Here is a 24421-nt window from a genome sequence, read left to right as displayed (position 1 = left end):
GTTAGCAATGCGGTATTTACATTGAACCTGACTTGGAGTATATAGAAAGGGGATTGGCCATGTTAGTTTATCATTTTGCATTTCTAACTTTATACCCGAACATCATTAATGTAAATAGAGGTTGAGAACAAAGTATTGGCAGGAGATTTGAAACAGACCTTTTTAAGATAAATGCCAAGAACAATATACCCAAAGGTAGAGGTTCCGTTCGGGCAGGGATAGAGCATGCTACCCCGCAACCCGAATACTTTCGGGTGAGGAGTAGCGGCGATAGCCCGGCCATGAGCCTTACGAACTATCGGACGAAGTGAAATTGTTGTGCGAATGGGCCCGCCAAATACTTAAAAAACTAAGTTGAAGGCAAAGTGATACCGATTACCAACACATCGTCAGTTTGTTCCAAGTCACCTTTCCATTCATCAAATAGTTCACGAATAAAACGGTATTTCTGAGGCATCGGCATATCAAATTCTAATTCGTTCAGTAAGTGTTGTCGTTTTAATTTTTTTCCGAATTTTCCTCCAAATTGACTGGTAATTCCATCTGAATGCATAAAGAGCTGGTCATTAGGCATGTAAGAAATAGTTTGAAGTGAAAATACATGGTTTTTTTCGGGTTCGCCAAGCGATATTTTATCGCCATGAAGGACTGTAATTTGGTTGTTGGTTTTGAAATAAATGGGTCGATTTGCTCCTGAGAATAGGATTTTCCTGCAATTGGGATTGATTGCACAAAGGGCGATGTCAAGGCCATCCGACAATAGATCTTCAGTGTTATTAAGTAGGTTTAAAAGGCGTTTATTTACGAATTCAAGGATTTTGGAAGGATTGTTTATTTCTTGTTTAAGAACTGCCTCATCAAGAAGAATGGTTGCAACCACCGAAAGCAAGGCACCAGGAACACCATGGCCTGTGCAATCGGCTGCTGCAATAAACTTGGTATTGCCCACCTGTTGAAACCAAGCAAAGTCGCCGCCAATTACATCTTTGGGGAGGTTAAGAATAAAGGAATTTGGAAATATTTCATCCAAGTTTCTGGGATGGGAAGTTAAGGCATCGTGAATTCTTTTTGCGTAATGAATACTGTCTTGTATTTCTTTATTGCGGCTGGTTAGTAAAGATATAGCCTTTTTAAGCTCTTTAGTTTTAAGATCTACCCGAATTTCCAGATTTTTATTAAAGTTTTGAATTTTTATTTCTTGGATTTTTTTTTCGGTAATATTCCGGATTGAGCCATTAATTCGGCAATCTTTATGGTTGAAGATTGCTTTAATATTTACCCATTTTGATGGGTTGGAGAAAATTTCAATATCTTGATCGAAAAGTGAATTTTTCAATTTTTTTCCATTGTTTTTTACCAGGTTTTTCACCCAGAGATAGAACCCGGAAGGTACGATGGAATGAAGGTTAGAGATTGAGATGGGTTGGGGAGCTAGATCAAGTATTTCAAAGCAATGGTTTGAAAGGTAAAATTGTTTGTTTTTAATATTAAGGTCAATGATACCATCTGAAGTTGCAGCAATTGCAAGTGCGTATCGTTTTTCGCTTTCAATAAGTTTGCTTTGGATTTCTTCTTTTTCGGTAATATCCTTTAAAAAGGCATGAGATCCAATAAGATAATTCCCAATGTAACGAGGGACGGCTAATCCTTCCATTTTTCTCAATTGGCCGTCTTTGGCAATCATTTCTAGTTTCATATCTTCCACTTTTTCGCCTTTCATTAATCGTTGGAATTTGATTTCGCAGGATCTTTTGGAAGAATCTGCAATAAATTCGAAGATGTTTCGGTTGATGACTTCGGAACTGGAGTATCCAAGAAAGCGTTTCCATGATTGGTTTACAAAATTCAGGTTACCTTGTAAATCAGCGCTATGGATTAGTTCGGTGGTTGAATACAATAAGTCGCGGTATCTGGTTTCGCTTTCAATAATTTGATTGATGTATTCATCTCTCTCTTTTAAGAGTTGGTTTTTAAGAAGTAAAGTATCAATAACTTTTGGTAAACGGTCAATACGATTTTTTACAATATAGTCATCTATCCCATTTCTTAGTGCTTCGGCAGCGAAGTCTTCTGAAACGGTATCTGTAATTAGTATAAAAGGGCAATTGTGCCAAGAGTCTTTGAAAATTTGAAAAATTTCTTTAGAGGTAAAGCCATTTAATTGATGGTCGGATAGTATTACGTCTGGTTCAAAAGATGGGATTGAAGTTTTGAGTTCTTCTAATGATTGTACTCGAAGGTATTCTAAATGAGTATATGTACTTGCGAGTTTTCTTTGAATGAAAAGGGCGTCGCTGGCATCGTCTTCGATATGTAAAATCCTCATATTTAGATAACGTAAAAATTTATATTGGTTTAGTGTTGTTTGAATTATTTATTTTTAATTACTGGAAGGTATGCAGGAGTATGGTAAAGTGAAAGAAAATTCAGAACCTTCTTCTAGTATTGATTGAGCCCATATTCGACCTCCCAATTTGGAAATGGCATTTTTGCAATAGACGAGTCCTAAGCCATCTCCTTGATATTCGTTACCGGATTGAAGTCGTTTGAAAGTGCCAAAGAGTTTATCATATTCAGCCATATCAAATCCAACACCATTGTCTTTGATTGAAATTCGTATTTCAGCGCTTGAAAGAAAACTTGAAATTTTAATTTTTGGATATTCTCTTTTGGAAGAGAATTTTATTGCGTTTTCTATCAGCTTAAATAGAACATGATGCAGTAAGATTGGATCTGTATTAATTGGTGGCAAACTATCTATTGTGCAATGCAAATTTGGATTGGGATAAGGTTTGTTTTCTTCTAAAACCTGAAGTGCCAACTGATGCAAATCGACCAATTTTATATTAAGCCTACCTATTTCTAGTTTTGAAAGGTGTAATAACGATTCTATCATTTGAGCCATATGGAGAGCGTTATGTAACAGCGGTGCTGATTATTTAGCAAAAAGCATGTTAATGGAAATTACTAGGTTATAAGGTTATTTGGTGAATTATTCTGGGTTTAAGGTCACGGGGATTTAAGTAGAATGATGTTTTTGCATAGGTTATAGGAAGTTAAGGATTTTTAGTTGGTTTTGCCTAACTTGGCATTGGGTTATTTATTTTTTACAGCTTATTATGAAGGTTTGGGTATATGGATTTATTCTCTTATTAATTTGTTTTGTTAATTGATTTATATTTGATGATTTATATTAAATATTAAACTATAATTAAAATTATTTGTATTTTATATTTCGTAGTAATTGTGAATTATTTTTCTATATTTTTTTTCAATTGATAGACATATACCTGACATTTTGTGTTTTGCTATAACTTTGATTTTTAAAATGGTATTTGGAGAATTTAGTAATAGAGATAGGTCTTTTAGGTAAACGGGTTTAGGCCTTAAATCAATTGGTGCAAAATCAATTTTTCGGACAATCATGTTTAAAATTCCAACTTTTCTTTTCCTCATAGATTGTATCTCCATTCCATCTTCTTCAAGGATTAGGCGATAGGTAATATTATCATTGATTATTTCAGCTTCGGTTTTTATGCCAATTGAATCTTGCTGTTTGGAAAGGTTTACTATGGAAATGCATAGGTGGTCAATTGAACTTTCTCCTAAAACGAGGTAAGGTTTTTGAATTAAAATTTTTGGTCTAAATTTTAATAATAATAATAGAAAAAGTAAAAGAGGAGAGCCCACTAAAAGAAAGGGTAAGATCTCCGATGAAATAAGCCCGGAGTCCAGTAATGAAAAGTCGCTAATTGAGTTTAAGTGATTGATAACAAACTCTTTAATTATATTTTTTTGTTGATTTTGACCCTCGGAGAGAGCTTTGTTGGATTGAACTAAGTGTAAAAATGACACTAACTCTTTTTGACCATGCAAAAAATTTAATTTAAGACCAATACTGTCAAGTGGAATATGGCAAAATGATAGTTGGTCGATAATTTGAGTATTTTGGTTGAAAATATTACACATTTGCCCCCCCGGATTTGGTACAAAGAGATTCTATTTTCTTTTTCTATCAATCTATCAAAAAAATCAAAAAGGTCATAAAGTTCTTTTAGGTCGTTAAATTATAAACAACAAAAAAATATACTAAAATCGCCTTCTACCATGAACATCAAAAGGCTTAAAAAAAACATTGAACTGAAATTGGGATACACCATACGGTATCCAAAGGACTGCGAAACTATTTCCAAGGATTTAAGGGAGGGATACAACTGTAATATAAGTTCCAGTACCCTTAAACGTCTTTTTGGATTTAGCACTCCCTCAGCCAAACCGCATCTTTATACTTTGGATCTTCTATCTAATGTTTTGGGTTATACCTCATGGGATAACTTTTGCCAAGAAGGTCAGGAGGTTGGAAGTTGCAATCCGAATGAAATTTGCTTTCTCAATTTGAATGAACTAAGGGAAGGTCAAAAGTTAATCCTTGAATTTTTACCTGAGAAAAAGCTTCTTTTGGAATACCTAAACAATAGTACTTTTTTGGTTTTGGAATCCATTATAAGTGCTAAAATTAAAGCAGGATTCACGTTAGAGATTAAAAACATTGTAAAATGTTTTCCTTTGGTTTGTCATAAAATTTTCTGTCCTGAAGGAACTCCGCTAGGGTCAACTGTTATTGGTAAAGTGGGAGGGATTAAGAGGATAAATATTCTTAGAGAGGATTTTGTTCCTCAAGGCATTTAATTGCAATTTCTCTTTAAAATTTATTGAGGGGGGGGGGAGATTTTGATTATCAAAATTTCAGTGGTAATCTTTTGTCCATTTCTTTCCTGAACGAAGTTTGAAGCTTGGGCAATTAACTTGGTTGTTAGATTTAGATAGGATGATTGAGAATGGAATAGAAACTTAGTAAAACTAACCTACCAATTCACCGGAATAGCTGTTTGTTTAAGGTTAAAATTAATTGATACCGCTTTGCTTCTGCCTAGGGGCTTGCTTAGGGTATAATAAAAATCACTCATCCGATTGATAATTATTTAGGATCTGCTGAAAAAGTCAGAAATGCAGTAGATGCAAGGCGCCAAGGTGAAGCTGTATACTTAAATAATGCGAACCGCAGGCAACGAAGCAGATGCTGTATTTCTGACTAACAATCCAAAGTAATCTTCAAAAAATATGGATGCAAGGAAATCTAGAAAATCTAATTCAAAATCTTGCACCAATGTGATTCAAATAATTATTTAAATGGCTTATAATGAATCGATTGAATGTGTATTAGCAAACCCTATTTAACCAATTTTGATAGTCTGGTTAAAACAGCCATTGTATCCGCACTTTCCATGGAATAACTGACTATTTTTGCTTTATGGAGTTTACTGACCAATTGGGTCGAACAATAAACCTGAGCAAGCCGCCAAAACGAATTGTTAGTTTAGTTCCATCTCAAACTGAACTATTGGTTGATTTGGGGTTGGAGCAGGAATTGGTTGGCATCACGAAATTTTGTATTCATCCCCGGCATTTACTAAGCAACAAGAAATTAGTTGGAGGCACTAAACAGCTCAAATTAGATGTAATTGCACAATTGAATCCTGATTTAATTTTAGCGAACAAGGAAGAGAATAAGGAAGAAGACATACTGGAATTGTCTCAATCTTTTCCGGTTTGGGTAACAGACATTAACACGGTGGAATCGGGATTGGCAATGATACAACAGGTTGGACAACTAACCGGCAAAACCGGGGAGGCCGGAGAACTGGTAAGCAAGATAGCACGTTCAATGGAGCAATTGCCCGGGACTACAAATCATAGTTCGGTTTATCTAATTTGGGACAAGCCTATGATGGGGGCGGGCAATGAAACTTACATCAACGATTGTATGAGAAGGGCCGGATTTAGAAATAGTTTGAGTCATTTGCGACGGTATCCGGAATTAAGTTTAGAAGCGATACATGATTTGAAGCCGGATTTTATTTTTTTATCCTCTGAACCTTATCCGTTTGGAATTAAGCATGTAAGGCAATATCAGGAGAGATTTAAGCAATCCAAGGTGGTTTTAGTGGATGGAGAAATGTTTTCGTGGTATGGTTCAAGAATGCTGAAAGCTGCGAATTACTTTAAAAAGTTAAGAGAAGAAATCCTTTAATTTTTGTCAAAATTTTATTAGTATCTTTGCCGCCCAGAAAACAACAACAACAACAAATTATTTTTTATGTCAACATTAACACAAACAGAAGTGCTTCCTTACAAAGTAAAAGACATTAGCTTAGCTGCCTGGGGTCGTAAAGAGATCCGTTTAGCCGAAGCTGAAATGCCAGGATTAATGGCTATTCGTGCAGAATACGGTCCTAAAAAACCATTGACCGGTGCTCGTATTGCAGGTTGCTTACACATGACTATTCAAACTGCGGTATTAATTGAAACCTTAGTAGAATTAGGTGCCGATGTAACCTGGTCGTCATGTAACATTTTTTCAACTCAGGATCATGCTGCTGCGGCAATAGCTGCTGCCGGAATTCCGGTTTATGCATGGAAAGGTCAAACTGCCGAAGAATTTGATTGGTGCATTGAACAAACTTTATTTGCTTTTAAAGGCGGAAAAAGTTTGAACATGATTTTAGATGATGGTGGAGACTTAACCAACATGGTATTAGACAAATATCCGGAGTTGATTAAGGATATCAAAGGTTTGAGCGAAGAAACCACTACCGGCGTTCACCGTTTGTATGAGCGTATGAAAAATGGAACTTTACCAATTCCTGCCATCAACGTAAACGACAGCGTTACCAAATCTAAATTTGATAACAAATATGGTTGTAAAGAATCCTTGGTAGATGCTATTCGTCGTGCAACCGATGTAATGATGGCCGGTAAAGTGGCTGTTGTTGCCGGATACGGTGACGTAGGAAAAGGTTCAGCGGAATCATTGCGCGGTTCAGGGGCTCGTGTTATCGTAACCGAGATTGACCCAATTTGTGCCTTGCAAGCGGCTATGGACGGATTCGAAGTTAAACGCATGATTGATGCCGTTAAAGAGGCGGATATCGTTGTTACTGCTACCGGAAATAAGGACATTATTACCGAGAAACATTTCCGTTCTATGAAGGATAAAACCATCGTTTGTAACATTGGCCACTTCGACATTGAAATTGATATGGCTTGGTTAAACGACAATTATGGATCTACTAAAGATACCATTAAGCCTCAAGTTGACTTGTACAACGTGGATGGTAAGGATATTATCATCTTGGCTGAAGGTCGTTTGGTAAATTTAGGTTGTGCTACCGGTCACCCTTCCTTTGTTATGAGTAACTCCTTTTCAAACCAAACTTTAGCTCAGTTGGAGTTGTGGACAAACGGTTCTGCCTACGAGAACAAAGTTTACACCCTTCCAAAACATTTGGATGAAAAAGTAGCTCGTTTGCACCTTTCTAAAATTGGAGTACAATTGGAAGAATTGAGCGAAGAACAAGCTTCCTACATTGGAGTAACTGTTGCAGGTCCTTACAAACCAGAATACTACCGTTACTAATCCAACAAGAACTATTCAAAAATCCCTGCCGTTTTGGTGGGGATTTTTTTTGAAATATTCTTCCCTTTCAGCATGGCTAATCTAATTATAGACCGAGGCAATACCTTTACCAAATGGGCGGTATTTGAAGATGGTCAGTTAAAAAGACAAGGCCGAACCGAGAGTCCTAACCTGGAAGATTTGCTCCTGGATCTTTCCCCGTTTCAAACGTCGGAAGCTATTTTGGTATCGTCGGTTAAAAAGCCTTGGTTGGAATTGGATGAATGGGTAAAACAAGCCCCGGTTTGGATACATTTTTCCCACCTAACCCAAACCCCTTTAGTGAATACTTATTCCACACCCCAAACCTTGGGTTTAGACAGGTTGGCCGGTACGGTTGGGGCTTGGAGTTTGTTTCCAAACCAAAATTCCTTGGTAATTGATATGGGAACATGCATCAAATTTGATTTTGTTGATCGGGATGGAAGGTATTTGGGAGGTAACATTTCACCCGGAATGACCATGCGTTTTCAAGCCTTGAACCGATATACAGACCAACTTCCTTTGCTTGGCTTCAAAGATTTTAATGCCATTTATGGTAACAGCACCGAGTCAGCCATTGTTTTGGGGGTAGTTCAAGGAATAGAACAAGAAATTTTAGGGACCATTTCCTTGTTTGAAAAGCAGTTTGGAAAAATTAACACAGTATTGACCGGCGGGGACTCCACAATTTTTGAAAAACGACTTAAAGTTCCCATCTTTGCATCGCCCAATTTAGTGCTACAAGGCTTGAATGCCATTTTAGATTACAATGCAGGAAATAAACAAGGAATTGCCTAAACATCCAACTTCAATAAGCTTTAATGTTCAACCCTATTTGTGGTTGGCCGTATTCATGCTTTTGAGTAGTGGAAATATTATGGCCCAGAATGGAAGCTTATCTCCACTTACCAGGTATGGAATTGGAGAAATTGATTATCCGGGACAAGCTAGGAACATAGGTATGGGTGGAACAACACTCAGTCAAAACAACGATGGTGCTGAACCTAACCGTTCCATTAATTTTGCAAACCCGGCTGCCTTGTCTTCCATCGGTTACATGCATTCTGCCATTGATTTGGGTACCAGTTTTAAGTGGTATAATATTGCTAATCCTTCGGCATCCAATACCCAGTTTCAAGCTAATTTGGACTATTTTGCTATAGGTTTTAATCTAATCTCTAAAAAACGATTGAATAACACACCCAGCAATGTGATGGGAATGGCATTTGGTTACAAGGCTTTGAGCAGGGTAGGATATAACATAGTTACTTCAGATACCACTTCGAAAGACACCACCGTATTTAAAGGAACCGGAGGCGGAAATTCAGCTTTCCTTTCTTTTGGAGTTCGACCTTGGAAATGTATTTCCATCGGAGTAAGTGCCTCTTACATTTGGGGTGATTTAGATCGAAACCAGGTCTTTATTCCTAATTTAGATTCGTCGCTTCTTAAAATAACCAATCAGGTGCTGGATAATTTCACCGGATTTCAGTTTAAAGGAGGGATTTTGGGTGAAATTCCGGTAGGAACGAATACCTCCATCAAACTGGGTGGAATTTTTGAACTAGCTTCCAGACTTAACAATGCTCACACCCATTACCTTTTCAATTACCGACTCACCTCCGACCAATTGGAAGTGGTAAGAGATACCATCCTATACGAACGCAATAACAAATCCAGCATCGAATTGCCGATGGCTTATGGTGGCGGTATTAGTTTTGTAAACAAAGGAAAATACCAATTTGCCTTTGATTATTATACTCAAAGCTGGTCCAAAGTATCATCCAGTTACCAAGGCAACTTACGCGATTATACCCGGTATTCTTTTGGTGCTGAATATACACCGGACATTTCCAAATACAATGATCCCAATTTAGGTAAAGTCCTTTTATATGCGACTTCCTACCGTATTGGAGCTTATTATTCTTTTAACAATACCATGGTTAATGGAATCAGTGTGGCACAATATGGAGTAACCTTAGGCTTAGGTATTCGACTAAAACCACCTTTTAAAACCATTCCTCCTTCCATCCTAAACATTGGATTGGACCTTTCAGAACGAGGTAGCATGAACCAATTAGGCATAAGAGAACGTTTTGCCAAGGTGTATTTGAATGTTACCATCAATGACCTTTGGTTCAAAAAGCGTAAATTTGATTAAAGCAATGCCTTGGCGTTTACTTACTGCTTGCCTGCTCTTGTTAAGTGCATGCAAGAACCGTATGGATGAAGTAAATAAAATTGCCCGACGCAGCGATGAACCATCTGAAATAGCCCGAAATATTACGATTACCCACACCGATTCTGGAAAAGTAACGATGAAACTGGAATCGCCTGTTATTTATACTTACCCCGGATTTAATGCCCGGAAAGTTTTACCCAAGGGGGTCCATGTTAGTTTTTTAGGTCCCGATGGTAAACCGGAGACCGAAATGACCTCCGGATATGCTGTAAACTATGAAGGAAAGGGTAAAATGGAAGCCAGAATTAATGTGGTGGTGGTGAATAACAAGGGAGAAACCTTAAAAACCGAACACCTCATTTGGGAAGAACAAACCAAACGAATTTATACCAACGAGTTTGTTACCATTACTACCAAGGACGAAATTTTATACGGTGATGGACTAGAGTCTAACCAAGAATTTACCAAATACCGAATAAAAAACATCAAAGGAACCATAGCTGTAAAAGAATGATTCCAAACAAAAACCAAAAGCCATGTTAAAATTGATGCGAATTAGTGAAATCATGTGGGTCATAGTAGCCATCGGATGCTTGATTTTAGGAACCTATGAATCCTCCCGAACAGGTATAGAACGGAATTGGTACCTGTTTGTGTTTACTTTTATTGCAGGAGTAATGTATGCTGTTCGGAAAAAGCAAAGACAAAATGCTGAAAAAAGTTTGGGCAACCAAGCTAAGAAGGACGAATCCCATAAAGCCGGCTAGCTGTTTCTTCCAATTGATTCAAATTTTGGAGAATAGCATCAGCAAGGCAAAACCTGGGGTCGGCTGCCATTTCACGGTCAGGAACAGCAAACACCTTCATTCGGGCTGCTTTACCTGCAATAACGCCATTTACACTATCTTCCAATACCAAACAGTTGGAAGGTAAAACCCCAAGTTGTTTGGCTGCAGTTAAAAAAATACCGGGGTGAGGTTTGCCATAAGGCTCAAATTCAGCCGAACAAATGGTTTCGAACTTGGAACGTATTCCCACCTTTTTAAGCAGTTGTTGAATAATACGAAGGGAAGAGGAAGAAGCTACAGCTCGTTTCAATCCCATTTTTTCTACCCACTCCAATGAATTGGCAACCCCGGGTAATAATTCAGCCCTGGTTTCAATTAACCAAAGCAATTCCTCTATTACCTCATTCTCCACTGCTTTTAAGTCCTTTCCATCCCAGGGAAATTGCTGATACCAGTACTTTACAACTTCGTCTAAGCGTTGACCCATTACCTGGCGGCAAAGTTCGCGAGTTAAGGGAACCCCAATTGCATTAAAAACTTTTATTTCCGACTCTTGCCACAATGGTTCGGTATCGGCAATAAGCCCATCCATATCGTATAAAACCGCTTCAACCATGCACAAAGAAACAAAAAAGCATGGTCGAACACTTTAAAATTTCCAGCCCAATCCCCATTCAATGTATTCAGCAACTGCAAAATGGGTTTTTAGTGTAAGGTTAAACAGCAGGTGCTTACTAACCTGGTATCGTAATCCAATTCGATGATACATGAAACCAACCGATTTGTTTTTAGAATAGGCATAAAAACCAAACTCAATCGGAACCATCAAGCGGTGCATGTTAAATTGATAAAACACCTTTCCACCCACCTGAATATTCTCCAGGGGACTGCCTACCTGAACCGAATCGCGGCGGAATTTTTCCCGGTTGCCTTCGAAATACATTAAATCCAAACCTGCACCAAAGCTGGATTTAACGGTTGGTCTAAAATCATAAAAAGTTTGCAGGGAGGCAGCGCCATACGTACTTCCCCCAGGTTTAGAAAGCTGGGCAAATCCACCGCTGAGTATCATAAACACTCTATGCTTTTGAAAAATATACCGGCTGGTATCTTTCTTTACTTCCTTTCCATGTCCTACTTCATATACCAAACTTAAATTCACCGTTGGAACATTAATCCCCCGATTAGGTTTCTTGCTACCACCGTTCGAAAAATGGGATAAGCCTAATCCGAAGTCAAGAACCAAGCTTTTGTAAAGACGTATGTAGCTGCTTAGGCGTAAATTGATATAGGCATTTAAATGAGAGCCTATGGCAGTGGCTTTGTTGTTTTGGTTTATTTCAAAAATTTTTTCCACATATCCTAAACCGGCTCCGGTTCTAAAATGCAACTGATAAAATTTGCCACCGGCCAATGGAAATTTAATAAATGGATACAAAGCAATACCAGTTCCCAGGTAATCCGGACTACCCAGGTTAAAAATGGTTAGACTGGCTCCATACTGAGGAAAACGATACAAATGATGCCAATTTTTTTTCCCATCGCAGCGAAAGCCCAGTTCCAGTTCCATGGCCTTAATGTGCGAAGTTGCCATACCTCGCATATTTTTATGGTGATAGAGTAAAAATCCCCAATGGCCACCTGCTGCCAGCGACAAATTAGAATAGGTTTGACCGTGGAGCATATTCGCCCAAACCAAACCCAAAAGCAGAATAAGCAGCTTACTTTTCATTGCCGTGCGAATATACTTTAAACCCTGTTTCAATCGGTTATTTCTAACGGGTAACGAATGGGATTTATGAATTGGAAATGGAATAAAGGTGAACAAGTAGCATAACCAATGGAACAGGTGCCATGATGCACCCTAAAAGCCACTAATCAGTAAGGGTAGAGGTATATCGTTTATATACTCTTGGTTTAAGTTTCAAAATCTGCTAGTTTGGCTGTTTATCTTATTTCCGAATAAGGTTTAATCCTGTTTTTTTTGGGGGTTCCCCTAACGGGTCGGGCTTTCCGTTCCAATCTTTTTGCTCGTAACCTCGACAAAAAGGATTTCCACTGCAATCCCTAACCCGGGTGCAAGCTATACGTGGCGGTGCAGGTAATTAGCATGGTGCTTTCTAATAGCTTTCGCAGCAATTGAAATCTCCGCAACACCAGGTATTCCTAATTTTCCTCAATGGATTGGGATAAATCAAGTTGGAATAGCAGCGTTAAAAGGTTCATGTGGTAAAGATGCGAAAATGTTTGTTTTATCTTTAATTGTCCAATTTTACATGGCAATAATTGGCCTAAACAGCTTTTGCATAGGCGTTTACTACGATAATTTTCAAAATAGGTTTTGGACTATTTCAAATATCATTGGAATAATAGGTTTAAATTCAAACTTGTTAATCGAGTCGTTGCGGTGAGGTTAGAATTACTGGCTAAGCTTTCTAGTGCTTTCATAACTTGGTTCAAATGCTACCATTTCAAGAAATGATTAAGTTAAAAATTAGGGGTCGGTGAAACCAATAACAAATACCTAAAGGAATTTGCCAAAGGCTTTATTAAGTGGTGGTATTCGAAATTAGTGGTATTGCTGGTCGGGAGAAATTTTGCAAAATTGCAGAGGAATTCATTTTTCCAAAATAGTCAGACTGACCAAGTGGTAATAGCTAGTGTGATTAGAAGAATGAATAGTCGTTGATGGAAATGAATTCGGCCAAGTAAGCTGCCGAATGGTTTAAAATGGGTTGCGAGGGAATGTATTTTCGCTTGATAATTAAGGACTTTACATGGAAATTTCTGGAAAAATCAGCCATGACAATATAGCATTTTGGCAAGGAAAATGTGTAATATTGAAACGGCTATTTCATTCGACACTGATTACAATGCCAAAGATTAGGGGTGTATTTTCCACAAATGATAGATAGGGGTGAATGTAAACGGTTCATGCTTGTTAACCATCGACAAAGACACTACTCCTATCATATTACCGCTTTGTTAAGTTTTATACCCAGAATGAGCACATCATCAGTTTGTTCCATATCGCCTTTCCATTTCTCAAAAAAATCCGTTATTAATTCTTGCTTGTTTGGTTTGCCTGAAATACTTTCCAGCTCTTCCATAAACTGTTGCCTCCTGATTTTTTTGCCTTCCGGACCACCAAACTGACTGGTTATTCCATCTGAAAACAAATACAACATATCACCGGGCAAATACTTTATTTCCTGCACTGCAAATGATTTTTGTGTTTCAGTTTGGCCCAACGAAATTTTATCTCCTAATCGCTTGGTAATAACCCCGTTCGATTCCTGATAAATGGGTCTTTGAGCACCAGAAAATAGCACCAGATTTTCCTTTTCACAGATAGTACAGAGGGCAATATCCATACCATCCGAAATAACTTCGGCTGAGTTTCTGAATAGGATGTTTAGTCGATTGTTAACAAAGCCCAGAATCTCGGACGGGTTGATAATTTTTTGTTTAATTACAGCTTCATCCAAAAGAATGGTGGCCACAACCGACAATAAGGCACCGGGAACACCATGTCCGGTGCAATCTACTGCAGCAACAAATTTACAATCATCTAATTGTTGATACCAAGCAAAATCCCCACCAATAAGCTCTTTAGGCTGGTTGATTATAAATGAATTAGGAAATAGTTCACTAAAGTCTACCGGAATGGTTAATAAGGCATTGTGGATTCGTTTTGCATAAACAATACTATCCTGAATTTCCTTGTTTTTATGGGTTAATAACTTAATGGCGGATTTTAATTCCAAGGTTCTTATTTCAACCTTTTGTTCAAGTTCTTTATTCAGGTTTTGAATTTCGATTTCCTGAATTTTTTTGTCCGTAATGTCCCTTATAGAGCCATTTATTCGAAAGTCTGAAGGGTTAAATCCGGCTTTGATGTTAATCCATTTGTCCGAATTTATGTTTAATTGTATATCCTGATCGAAACTTAATTTTTTTTGTAAATTATTATCGGATTCCAAAAGACCTTTAATCCATTGGTAAAAGGAAGGCGGAATAATTTCTGACAAATTCGAAAGTGAGATTTGTCTGTTGTTTTGATTTAATATGTCAAAACTATGAACCGACAAGTAAAAACTATTTTCCTTGATATTGAAATCAATTATTCCATCGGCAGTTGCATCAATGGCCAGGGCATAGCGCTTTTCACTTTTTTCCAGTTCAGACTGAATATTTTCTTTTTCGGTGACGTCTTTAAAAAATGCATGGGATCCAATAACGTTATTTCCAAGCAAGCGTGGCACTCCCATTCCTTCCAAAATTTTCACCGATCCATCCTTGGAAATCATCTTTAATCTCATATTTTCGACCTTTTCCCCCTTCATGATGCGCTGAAATTTGCTAAGGCAAGAAATTTTCGAGTTGTTTTCAAGAAAGTCAAAGATGTTCTTTGCTAACACCTCCCTTAATGTATAGCCTAATACTCGTTTCCAACTTTCGTTCACAAATAGAATATTGCCATTTTCATCGGCACTGTGAATTAACTCCGAAGTAGAATGAAGTAAATCCTTGTACCGAATTTCACTTTCAATAATTTGCTTGATATATTCATCTTTTTCTGCAACCCATTGGTATTTTGCTAATAGATTTTCAATGGATTTTGGTAAACGTTCCAAACGGTCCTTTAGAATATAATCGTCTACTCCGTTACGCAAGGTTTCTACCGCAAACTCCTCCGATATAGCATTGGTAACCAGTATAAATGGACATTTTTGCCAGCTGTCTTTAAAAGCAACATAAACTTCTTTGGAGGTAAATCCCTTTAATTTATGATCGGAAATAACAACATCGGGTTGGAAATCATTAAGACTTGTTTTAAATTCATCCAGGTCTTCAACAAGTTTGTAATCCAAATCACTAAAGTGTACAGCGAGCAAACGTTTTATGAAAAAGGAATCAGATTCGTTATCTTCAATATGCAATACCTTCATAATTCTTAATTTGGCTTTTGGTTATAGTTTACCCAATACACGCCTATTTGAGAAATAATTTGCATAAATTCTTTAAATTCAACGGGTTTAACAATATAGGAGTTAACACCAAGTTCATAGCAGCGTTTGAGGTCCGGGTCTTCTTTGGATGAGGTTAATACAACAATTGGAATTTTCTTTAATTCATTATCTTTTTTAAGGATTTCCAAAACCTGAAGTCCATCGATTTTGGGCATCTTTAAATCAAGTAAAATTACTTTCGGTAGTATGGAATGGTGGTAGGTATTTGGTTGATTCTGTCTAAGATTAAAATAATCAAGCACTTGTTCACCATCTTCTAGGTGAACTAATTTTCTGGATGGAAAGTTTTTTTTCAAAACTCTTAGTGCCAGTTCTGCATCATTAAAATTATCTTCTACTAGCAGAATATCTATGGTTTCAATTTGATTCATTGTTGTTGTTTTTGAGGTAGTGTAAAATGAAATACGGCGCCATTTCCGGGCTCGGATGTTGCCCAGATTCTTCCTCCGTGTTTGGTAATAATTTTTTGGGTAAGTGCCAGTCCAACACCTGTGCCTTGAAACTCTTTGTCGGAGTGCAGGCGTTGAAATACACCGAATAATTTATCGTAATAATCCATATTGAAACCGGCCCCATTGTCTTTTACAATAACTTCAAGTTCATCGCCATTCGCAATGCTCTTGATTTCGACTGTTGGTTTTTCTTTCTTGGATGAATATTTTAATGCATTGCTGATCAAATTTGTCAATACCTGTCTCAATAAATCCGGGTCTGCATAAGCATTTCCTAAGGGTTCAATTTGTAAAACTGAATTTGGGTTGGGAAATGGCTTTTCCTCCTCCACCATTGAACTTACCAATTCGTCTAAACTGAAAATTACCTTATGTACTTCTTTTTTACCTAATCGTGAAAAGGACAAAAGAGAATCAATTAAATGGGTCATTCGATCCGCATTTTTTATTACTTCTTCCAAAAAGCGGTGCCCTTCTGTATCAATGAATTGTTTGTATTCTTCATTTAAAATGTTGGCATACCCCTGAATAGCCCGAAGTGGTGATTTTAAGTCATGTGAAACGGAATAGGAAAAGGATTCCATTTCCTTATTGGCAATCTGCAATTCCCGGGTCCTTTCAATAACCTTTTGTTCCAAACTGTTGTTCAGTTCTTTTATTTTTTGTTCATTTTCCTTCAAATGGGCTTGTATCTCATACAATTCTGTAACGTCAATACCGAACCCCATCACATAATCTTCCTGATATTCCGGTTTTAAGAAAGGGGTAAAGCGACGTTTTAGTGTCTTTTGTTTCCCATTTGCATCTACCAGTCGGTCATCAAATTCAACATAGCTTCTCTTTTGTATGGCCTCCTGAAAAATTGCTTCTCTTTCAATGGCTTTCTCAACGCTGCGATTTGTAGCCTGAAAGTATTCAAAATCCGTTTTTCCAATTATTAATTGCCTTAATTCGGGATTCTTAACGGCTTTAGAGTTCAAATAAATATACCGATGGTCCTTTGTAAATAGTGCAACATCAGCCGGTATATTCTCCAGTATACTTTCATAGAATTCCTTTTGCCCTTCAACTTGTAAGCGTAAGTTTTTGTCACTTGTAATGTCCATGATGGAGTAAACCAGGTTTTTACTTTCCGGATTATCGGTATTTAAGCGTAATTGGAAATGCTTTTCACCACTTTCTGAAGTAAATTCGAGACTTTGATCATTTTTTAGTGTTTCAAATGGATTAATTGCTAACCCAATTCTTCTTGCTAATGAAGTAATGTCTAGGCCTACAACTTGATGAATTTCCAGTCCGAACTGCTTTTTAATTGAAGGACTTACGAATTTTATAATTCCACTTTCATTGGTTGATATTACAACGGAATCAATGGCTGAAAAAACAGCTAGCAATTGAGTTTTTGATTCTTCCAGGTTATTCCTTGAAGTTCTTATTTCATGGATGTTCCTGTCAATTTCGAGCTCTTGTTCAAGCAGTACTCGTTTTAATTCTGAGTTCGTTCTCAGTAACTCCTTTTGATTAACCTCCAGAATATTTTCTAATAACCGTATTCTTTCTTCAAATGAATTATAGGTTTTATTTACCTCCGAAATAAAATCCGGAGGTGTGTTATTTTCCGATAAATTATACTTTTTGTATTGTCTAAATAATAGTTTGTGGAAATCCATAATTAAACTTCCTGATAATTATATAAAATTCTACGATAATTCTTTTTAATAATTCGTTTAAGACCACTTAAACTATGCTCACAATATACTATTATTCTTAAAATTGAGTTTGGAGAATTAATTATATATGAATAATCTTTTAGTGATGTAGATATGTCACTATTCCTGTTTTTATATTCAATTATACCTTCAACATTTATTATATATTGATATTCATCCGTACTTAATGATTTTATAGATTTAATAAAATTGTTATCTAATTTTAAATCAAATTTTTGATTTTCATATAATATATATCCCTCAATTTTAATATTTTTTAAAGAATAGTATAGAGATTTGTTTACAATTGGCACAATTATTTTATCTAATAATCCTTCTTTTAATACCACACATGGTCGTTGGATTTTTAAACTGGGTTGTAAAATCCAGTTTAAAACAAAAAAAAGCAAGCCGGCAATAAGTACTCCTGCCACAAAACTAATTGATGAAAATAGAAGCTCTTTCGGGTTTAAATATAATATGGAAATTATATCATAATACGGACCATTCGTCGAAATTGCATGCAGCTCATCGATATGAGTGGCAACATTTTCTATGTTCGACATTTGTTCATAATACATTGAAAATTATGTTGTTATGTTGTTTTCAGTTTGAAATTGTTTAAACCATGGTAATGGTAAAGGGTTTTTCCAATTTTCGGTTTTGTTTTTCTTCCGGTAAAAAGAATTTTAAAATAAAGTAATACCTTTATCGAGTATTATTTTTAAGCAAAGAGAGTTTAAAATCAGTCTTGTAGGCACAGGCAAAAAATTCAAAAAATTCTTTTTTTAGCTGTTAGCATTCAATTTTTTTTTTATAATATGTTCGCCTCCTGCCATGATTATTGAAAAACTTAAAAAACTTATTGAATCCCGAGTTGGGTACCCTTTGCGGTATCCTAAAGATTGTGATTTTCTCTCAAAAGATTTAAGGGAGAATTATAATTGTAATATTAGTTCAAGCACTCTTAAACGCCTTTTTGGCTTTAGTTCACCTTCTGCCAGACCACATCTGTACACGCTTGATCAGCTTTCTCGGCTTTTGGGTTACCCGTCATGGGATGAGTTTTGTTACCAGGAGCAAGGGCCGAACAATAGTCCTGATGAAATCTCATTCCTTGACTTGGAAGACCTTAAAGAAGGTCAAAAATTCATCCTTGAGTTCCCTTCATCCAAGTCCCTACTCTTGCAAAATTTGAAAAATGGCCATTTTTTGGTTCTTGAATCGGTGGGCGGAAAAATTCAATCCGGTTTCAAATTGGAGATTCATAATATCGTTAGATTTTACCCCTTGGTTTGTCATAAAATTTTTTCACCTCAAGATGTCTTTTTGGGTTCGGCTATTATCGGTAAGATTGGAGGAATTAGGAAAATTAGCATCCTATAAGGATTAAACCTGTGTTTTATATATTTTGTTTAGAATGCTTCTAAATAGCATCATCTGTTTACTGCTTGTTTATTCATCTTGTATTGATTTATTGGTCTTGATTAATTGAATTACTAATAGGTAATAGGATGGTTGAAGCTTTTTATTTTCTCTTATTATTATTTGTTACGATTGGTAATAAAAATCAAAAGTTCATGGTTCATTTTTTGCTCTAGGTTAATTTAGCATCCTATAGCGATTTTCTATCGATTAATTTTTGCTGTTAATCGAAGATGTCCCATTCTGTTTTTTTAAGTCCTTCTTGTTTGTGTTTTCATTGGTCGTTCTGTTTTGTCAGACCTGGTCTTGTTTTGAGATATATTTTTGGTAATTTTTCTGTTTTAGGTTTTAAAATAAGCCTGTTTTATTTTTAGATAAAGATTAGTTTTTTCTTGGTGGTTTGGATTTCAAGTTGGCAATATTCGTCGAATGACTTGATTAACATGACTATGTTCTTATTTATAATTAAAATGTTTGTGTATGTTTGCACGAATCAAAGATTCGAAATGTGATAATTAATTCTGTATTGACATTTAAAATAATCTAAATGAATAAATTTTTTTCTTCAAGTATTCGAGCTGTTAATGCCAAACGAGGCATTACTGAATGTATGGAATCGGCCTTAGGTGACCATTTTTCTGATTGTACTTTGGTGATAATTCATGCATCAATCGGGCATAATTTTCAGGAATTAGTCGATCAGGCCCATGAATTAGCTCCCAATGCAAAAATTGTTGCCTCTTCCTGTTGCGGTATCGTTGGTCGTGAAGGAGTGAGCGAATCTATGAAAGATATCGCTATTATGGCTGTAACAGGCGAAGCACCTAAAGTGGCTGGTGTCGATGGTATTTATAGTCATAATTCCTATGAGAAGTGTCTCGAAATGGCTTCCAAACTAAAAGCCGAAGACCCCGGAGTTAGAATTTTGTATTTCCTCGCTTCAGGCATAGATATTAATAATAGCGAATGTTTGCGGGCTTTGATTGAAGTCTTCGGAAATGAGGTTTCTATTTTTGGTGCTACTTCTTCCGATAATATGAAAGGTGTTATAAGCTATCAATCCTTTGATGGGAAAGTTTATACCAACGCAGCCTACCTCGTTGGGTTTTCTGACCCAGAACTGGGCGTTGAAACTCAGGCAACCCACGGCTTTGTAGCTGTTGGTGAGCCCTTAATTGTTACCAAATCCCATGGAAATAAAATTCTGGAACTTAATGGTAAGCCTGCCTGGAGCCATTACCTGAACCGATTGGGTTTACATGAAAATGCAAGCTGCGGTGAGTCAATTCCTATCGGTGCCCTGGCCGAAGAATTACCATCCGCCCTGGCCCAAGAGTACGGCAATAACCATATCTTATCCGTTGTCACCAAACAAGAGGGTGATACCATGTATTACGCCAAATCTATTCCCGAAGGAACTAAACTCTGGTTAACAGCACGAGATGAAAACAGGATCTTTGAACAAATGGAAGTCATGACCAACCAAATGTGCGAACGACTAAAAGGTAAAGAAATTGTGGCCGTTTTCCATGCCGATTGCCTCGCCAGAGGAAGATACCTATTCAATAAAGTCCTAAAAGAAGAATTGGTAAACCGTATGCAATTCCCCTTCCTTAAAAACGGCGAATGCCCACCCTGGCTTGGTATGTACGGCTTCGGAGAATTCGCCCGACTCGGAAACCAAAATACCTACCACAACTATACCACAGCCCTTTACATACTTTATAAAAACTAATAACCAACACCGAAAACAACAATTTTATGGTAGGAAAAGAAAAAAAACTAACCTATGATGAACTCCTTATCCGCTACCGTGATCTGGAGTTGCGTGTCACACGATTTTTTGCCATCGAACAAAAGTTAATCAATATCAGGCATAAACTGGATAATGAAATCGTGCGCCATAAACGGATGCACAGCCTTAACCAAAAAGCTCAGGAAGACCTCGACGATCAGGAGTATTGCAACCTAATGGCCGAAGCTATTGTCGACGTGTTTGAAGTGGAATATGGAATCCTGATTTACCGTATCAAAGACGAAAATTCATACCAAAGTTGGATCGGAACCGAAGGTATCGACTCCATCGACCCGGATCTTATTTTTGAAAGGCTGGTTCCTCTCTGTATAAAAACCGGCCAAGAAAACCTCCTCAATTTTCACGAAAATGACCTGGCTTCCTTAAATAGTGTGCTTCCCCTGAAACAAGCCTACGGAAAATTTATTGACGACCCCCAACACAACCTGGAATTGTTCCTCCTCGCAGGTATCTCCGAAAAAGGAGCATCCATCTATGAACCGCTCGAAAAGGAAAGTGATGCAATTTTTAGCCTATTCACCCAACAAGTGTATGTAAATATTAAAAACAGGCTGAAACGCAGAACCATCAAAAACCAGATAAAAAAGATGGAAAGCTATGGTCATAACCTGGAGGTGATTTCTCAATGCTTTCTAAACCTTCTGAAAAATCAGGAATGCAGCATCGAATCCTTTCTTAAAAAGGGAAAAGAAATTCTCCGGGCCGATCTGGCCGTTTATGTTAGAGGCCAAAAGGCAATTTATTCCAACCCCATCGAACCTAACGAGCTTAATAACAGTGATTGTAACATTTGCTATAAATTGGAAGGAAGCAATTGCCAATGTATTTTCGAAAATGCCCAAACCACATCCGAAATTAAGCCCTGCCAGTTGAAATGGAATAAGTCTCTCTCAGAAGAACTCCTGCCCCTCGCCGGCCACCCCCCGGGTTGGTTAGGTGTTTATTACCAATCAAATACCCAAATGGATGAAAATGATTTGCAGATTTTTAAAATAATCTCTGCCATTGTTTCTGCCGAAGAACAACGAAAAATAGCCATTAAAAACTGAATTAAAGTTGCCAATTGGGCTGAAATATTAAAGTTTTTCTTTTTATCTGGCGGGCGCCATGCCACCCCTGCCCGTTTTCATGCCTAAGAATGAACTAACCGGTAAAGGCCTAAGTTCCCACTCAGCATTTACCACGGGGCAGCATGGTCACGCTTTCAGCAGTGCTCCTTGCCCTTGGTCCACTATGTTAAGCAAGGCCTGTGGGGTACTTGCTTCTTTCGTTGACTGGGGGGCTATTCCGATGTTGGCAAAAATCCGGAAGTCAGTAGTTTTACTTAATCATTAATTTCATCCAAATTCAAAAGTGGTTTTGTACCATTTCATTACCTGATTTAATCAAACAGGTATACTTACCAATAGGCCGAAAATCGAAGCCAAATAAAAAGTTCAAATAAGTCAAAAAAATCAAGTAGCTATGCTGCTCTTGATGTTTGAAATAGGAAAAAAATTGTATATAATTTGCACCACTTATGAAAATGGACGGTAATCATTCAGGTAAAATTTTGCTTTGTGATGATCATGTTTTGTTTTGTGAAGGTTTGAGCGAAATAATTTCAAAATATTTTCCCAAATTCGAAATCAATGTTTGTTACGAAATAAAAGAGGCAGAGCATTTGCTTGCTACAAATGAATTTCAGGTTTTTATCTGTGATGTTTTTGTAAAAGATGGAAATGGAATTGAACTTTTGGCAAGAAACCGAAAAAGCTGTCAAAGCACAATAACAATTGTGTTAACCGGCCATTTTGATGCTTACATTATTGGTAAAGCTCAGCGAGCCGGAGTTGATTATTTTCTTAAAAAGGAAGTAGAGCTCGAAATACTTTTATCCGCGATTCGGGGCGAATATGAGGGGCATTTGAAAAAATGGGAAAAACCCTTATTGAAAGGGGCTCAAACGGTTCAGTTATCCAAGCAGGAGCGTGAAATTTTGAAATTAGTCCGGGATGGTTTTTTAAGTAAGGAAATTGCTGACAAACTTTATATCAGCAAAACTACAGTCGACACCCACCGGCGAAATATTCACCGCAAACTTCGGACAACCAGTTCAAATGAAATTTTAAAGATGATATATGAGGGTCGGATTGGCTTATAAATTAACCCTGTTTCTCTTTTTAGTAGGTCCTTTTTTTGTATTATCAAGAGGTATTGAATTCTACTATGCCATTGATAGCAATTCAAGTCATAGGATAGATAATCTGGCCGATTTACACTGGAAGTCTTATTCACCTGGTAATGCTATAAACATGGGATATAATATCAATTCCACCATTTGGTGCAAATTGGAATACGATGTTTTGGCAATTGGAAACAAAACTATTTGGATTTTTGATAATATTCATCTGGATAGCATTTCTGTTTATTTCCGAAATAAACCCTGGTCCGTTTTAGGTGACAGAACCCGCAATCACAGCGCCTTTTTCAATATACAAGCCATTCCTTTACCATCCATTCAGGATACTGAAAGGGTGGTACTCTTTGCAGCTGTAAAAAAACAATGGACACATATTGATTTTCAAATGGATTTGGCAAATTCCGAGGTGCTTCAAAAAAACTCTAACAGTGAATTAGCATTAAGTTTTACCTTTCTTGGATTTGCAATTCTTTGGCTTATTTTAATTGCCTACTTATTCCTGAAAACCAAAAAAAAATGGTACTGGCATTATTTGGTTTACTCAGTTGCAGGAATAATTTATGTTTTTACCAACATGGGCATCCTTCGAGATTTTGTGTTTCCCGGCTTTTTATATTTCAGTGAAATTCGCATTTATTCCAGCTGTTACTGGTTTTTATTAATGGGTGCTTTCCTATCCCATACCATTCAACATGCATTAATTAGTCCTGTAAATTATCGCATTTTTACTGCTAATCAATATGTCATTTTAGGACTTTCCTTTCTTACCATTTTTTTATTGTTTACAGGGCATTTTCAGCTTTTATCGGCTGCCACCAAAGCCATTTATGTTTTATTCTTGATGAATATTATTGGCTTTATAGTTGCTTTAATCAAGGCCTTAAAATTAAAGCAGCCAATGGCTTTTTATGTTTTTTTTTCTTTTATCCCGCATATTGCCTGGGGACTTTATATTGTATTTCATGCTGCCGGTTTATTTCCTTTTCCCTTGTCATTAGGAAATATCAATCTTGTAATTATGTACGAAATGGCGTTCTTTGGATGGTTAATCATAAAGGATTATATAGAAGCCTTTCGGAAAAACAAAATGCTGCAGGAAAAGATATTAGCCGATGAAAAGGAAACACTACACTTTATAGAATTGGCAAGGATAAAGGAAAGGAGGCAGGTTTCGGAATTATTGCACGACAAAATTGGTGTTGATATTGCCAGAACTATTCATTCTCTTGAATTAGGGAATGGATTAGTTGCCAAATCTTATCTGGCGGAATTAGGCAGAGATATTCGTAATTTATCCCACACCATTTTGCCGCGTGAACTGGAAGACGGAGCCTTT

General features: G+C 37.0%; 21 protein-coding genes. 12 read left to right on the top strand and 9 right to left on the bottom strand.

Features of this window, described 5'->3' with window-relative positions; all coding sequences use genetic code 11:
• Nucleotides 1-349: 349 nt before the first annotated feature.
• The 3 genes from K1X82_01730 to K1X82_01720 form a co-directional block, all read right to left on the bottom strand.
• Nucleotides 350-2326 carry a PAS domain S-box protein gene (locus K1X82_01730; GenBank protein ID MBX7180803.1) on the bottom strand — a complete coding sequence of 659 codons (1977 nt, stop codon included), beginning with the start codon at nt 2324-2326 and terminating at the stop codon, nt 350-352.
• 54 nt (nt 2327-2380) lie between these two features.
• Nucleotides 2381-2896, bottom strand: a complete 516-nt coding sequence (locus K1X82_01725; protein ID MBX7180802.1) for a hypothetical protein — start codon at nt 2894-2896, stop codon at nt 2381-2383.
• 332 nt (nt 2897-3228) lie between these two features.
• Nucleotides 3229-3969, bottom strand: a complete 741-nt coding sequence (locus K1X82_01720) for a hypothetical protein (GenBank protein MBX7180801.1) — start codon at nt 3967-3969, stop codon at nt 3229-3231.
• A gap of 138 nt (nt 3970-4107) precedes the next feature.
• On the opposite strand from K1X82_01720, the gene K1X82_01715 reads away from it, so the two are divergent.
• From K1X82_01715 to K1X82_01685, 7 genes are all read left to right on the top strand, one after another.
• Nucleotides 4108-4689 (top strand): hypothetical protein, encoded by a 582-nt coding sequence (locus K1X82_01715; GenBank protein MBX7180800.1) that lies wholly within the window; start codon nt 4108-4110, stop codon nt 4687-4689.
• A 622-nt stretch (nt 4690-5311) separates the two neighbouring features.
• Entirely contained in the window at nt 5312-6091 is a 780-nt protein-coding gene (locus K1X82_01710; GenBank protein ID MBX7180799.1) for a helical backbone metal receptor, read from the top strand.
• Nucleotides 6092-6157: 66 nt separating this feature from the next.
• Nucleotides 6158-7477 carry an adenosylhomocysteinase gene (gene ahcY / locus K1X82_01705; protein MBX7180798.1) on the top strand — a complete coding sequence of 440 codons (1320 nt, stop codon included), beginning with the start codon at nt 6158-6160 and terminating at the stop codon, nt 7475-7477.
• A 72-nt stretch (nt 7478-7549) separates the two neighbouring features.
• Entirely contained in the window at nt 7550-8296 is a 747-nt protein-coding gene (locus tag K1X82_01700) for a type III pantothenate kinase (GenBank protein MBX7180797.1), read from the top strand.
• A complete protein-coding gene (locus K1X82_01695; protein MBX7180796.1) occupies nt 8268-9659 on the top strand; it encodes a hypothetical protein in 1392 nt (463 codons plus the stop codon). Before K1X82_01700 ends, K1X82_01695 begins: the two co-directional genes overlap by 29 nt.
• A complete protein-coding gene (gene lptC, locus K1X82_01690) occupies nt 9625-10194 on the top strand; it encodes an LPS export ABC transporter periplasmic protein LptC (GenBank protein ID MBX7180795.1) in 570 nt (189 codons plus the stop codon). Before K1X82_01695 ends, lptC begins: the two co-directional genes overlap by 35 nt.
• Nucleotides 10195-10216: 22 nt before the next feature.
• Nucleotides 10217-10447: a hypothetical protein gene (locus tag K1X82_01685; GenBank protein ID MBX7180794.1), complete on the top strand. Its 231-nt coding sequence runs from the start codon at nt 10217-10219 to the stop codon at nt 10445-10447.
• Here K1X82_01685 and hxpB read toward each other — a convergent pair.
• The 6 genes from hxpB to K1X82_01655 all read right to left on the bottom strand — a co-directional run bounded on the left by hxpB (nt 10416) and on the right by K1X82_01655 (nt 18243).
• Complete coding sequence (gene hxpB, locus K1X82_01680) at nt 10416-11084, bottom strand: hexitol phosphatase HxpB (protein MBX7180793.1); 669 nt, start codon at nt 11082-11084, stop codon at nt 10416-10418. The two genes, K1X82_01685 and hxpB, sit on opposite strands and share 32 nt — an antisense overlap.
• Before the next feature lie 33 nt (nt 11085-11117).
• Entirely contained in the window at nt 11118-12200 is a 1083-nt protein-coding gene (locus K1X82_01675; protein MBX7180792.1) for an acyloxyacyl hydrolase, read from the bottom strand.
• Nucleotides 12201-13437: 1237 nt separating this feature from the next.
• Nucleotides 13438-15420 (bottom strand): PAS domain S-box protein, encoded by a 1983-nt coding sequence (locus tag K1X82_01670; protein ID MBX7180791.1) that lies wholly within the window; start codon nt 15418-15420, stop codon nt 13438-13440.
• Between the two features lie 5 nt (nt 15421-15425).
• Nucleotides 15426-15872, bottom strand: coding sequence for a response regulator (locus K1X82_01665; protein MBX7180790.1), 447 nt, complete (start codon nt 15870-15872; stop codon nt 15426-15428).
• Nucleotides 15869-17623, bottom strand: coding sequence for a PAS domain-containing protein (locus K1X82_01660; protein ID MBX7180789.1), 1755 nt, complete (start codon nt 17621-17623; stop codon nt 15869-15871). Before K1X82_01660 ends, K1X82_01665 begins: the two co-directional genes overlap by 4 nt.
• A 2-nt stretch (nt 17624-17625) precedes the next feature.
• Complete coding sequence (locus K1X82_01655) at nt 17626-18243, bottom strand: hypothetical protein (GenBank protein MBX7180788.1); 618 nt, start codon at nt 18241-18243, stop codon at nt 17626-17628.
• A 256-nt stretch (nt 18244-18499) separates the two neighbouring features.
• On the opposite strand from K1X82_01655, the gene K1X82_01650 reads away from it, so the two are divergent.
• The 5 genes from K1X82_01650 to K1X82_01630 all read left to right on the top strand — a co-directional run.
• Entirely contained in the window at nt 18500-19048 is a 549-nt protein-coding gene (locus tag K1X82_01650; GenBank protein MBX7180787.1) for a hypothetical protein, read from the top strand.
• Between the two features lie 586 nt (nt 19049-19634).
• A complete protein-coding gene (locus tag K1X82_01645; GenBank protein MBX7180786.1) occupies nt 19635-20822 on the top strand; it encodes an FIST C-terminal domain-containing protein in 1188 nt (395 codons plus the stop codon).
• A gap of 26 nt (nt 20823-20848) precedes the next feature.
• Nucleotides 20849-21952: a hypothetical protein gene (locus K1X82_01640; protein MBX7180785.1), complete on the top strand. Its 1104-nt coding sequence runs from the start codon at nt 20849-20851 to the stop codon at nt 21950-21952.
• A 470-nt stretch (nt 21953-22422) separates the two neighbouring features.
• Nucleotides 22423-23046, top strand: a complete 624-nt coding sequence (locus K1X82_01635; protein MBX7180784.1) for a response regulator transcription factor — start codon at nt 22423-22425, stop codon at nt 23044-23046.
• The coding region (locus tag K1X82_01630; protein MBX7180783.1) for a 7TM-DISM domain-containing protein at nt 23024-24421 on the top strand (1398 nt) is incomplete at its 3' end. The genes K1X82_01635 and K1X82_01630, both read left to right, overlap by 23 nt.

The sequence above is a fragment of the Bacteroidia bacterium genome (assembly GCA_019695265.1).
Classification (GTDB): Bacteria; Bacteroidota; Bacteroidia; order JAIBAJ01; family JAIBAJ01; genus JAIBAJ01.
The sequence above is the reverse complement of the archived record's forward strand: the minus strand, read 5'-3'. Positions and strand labels throughout refer to the sequence as shown.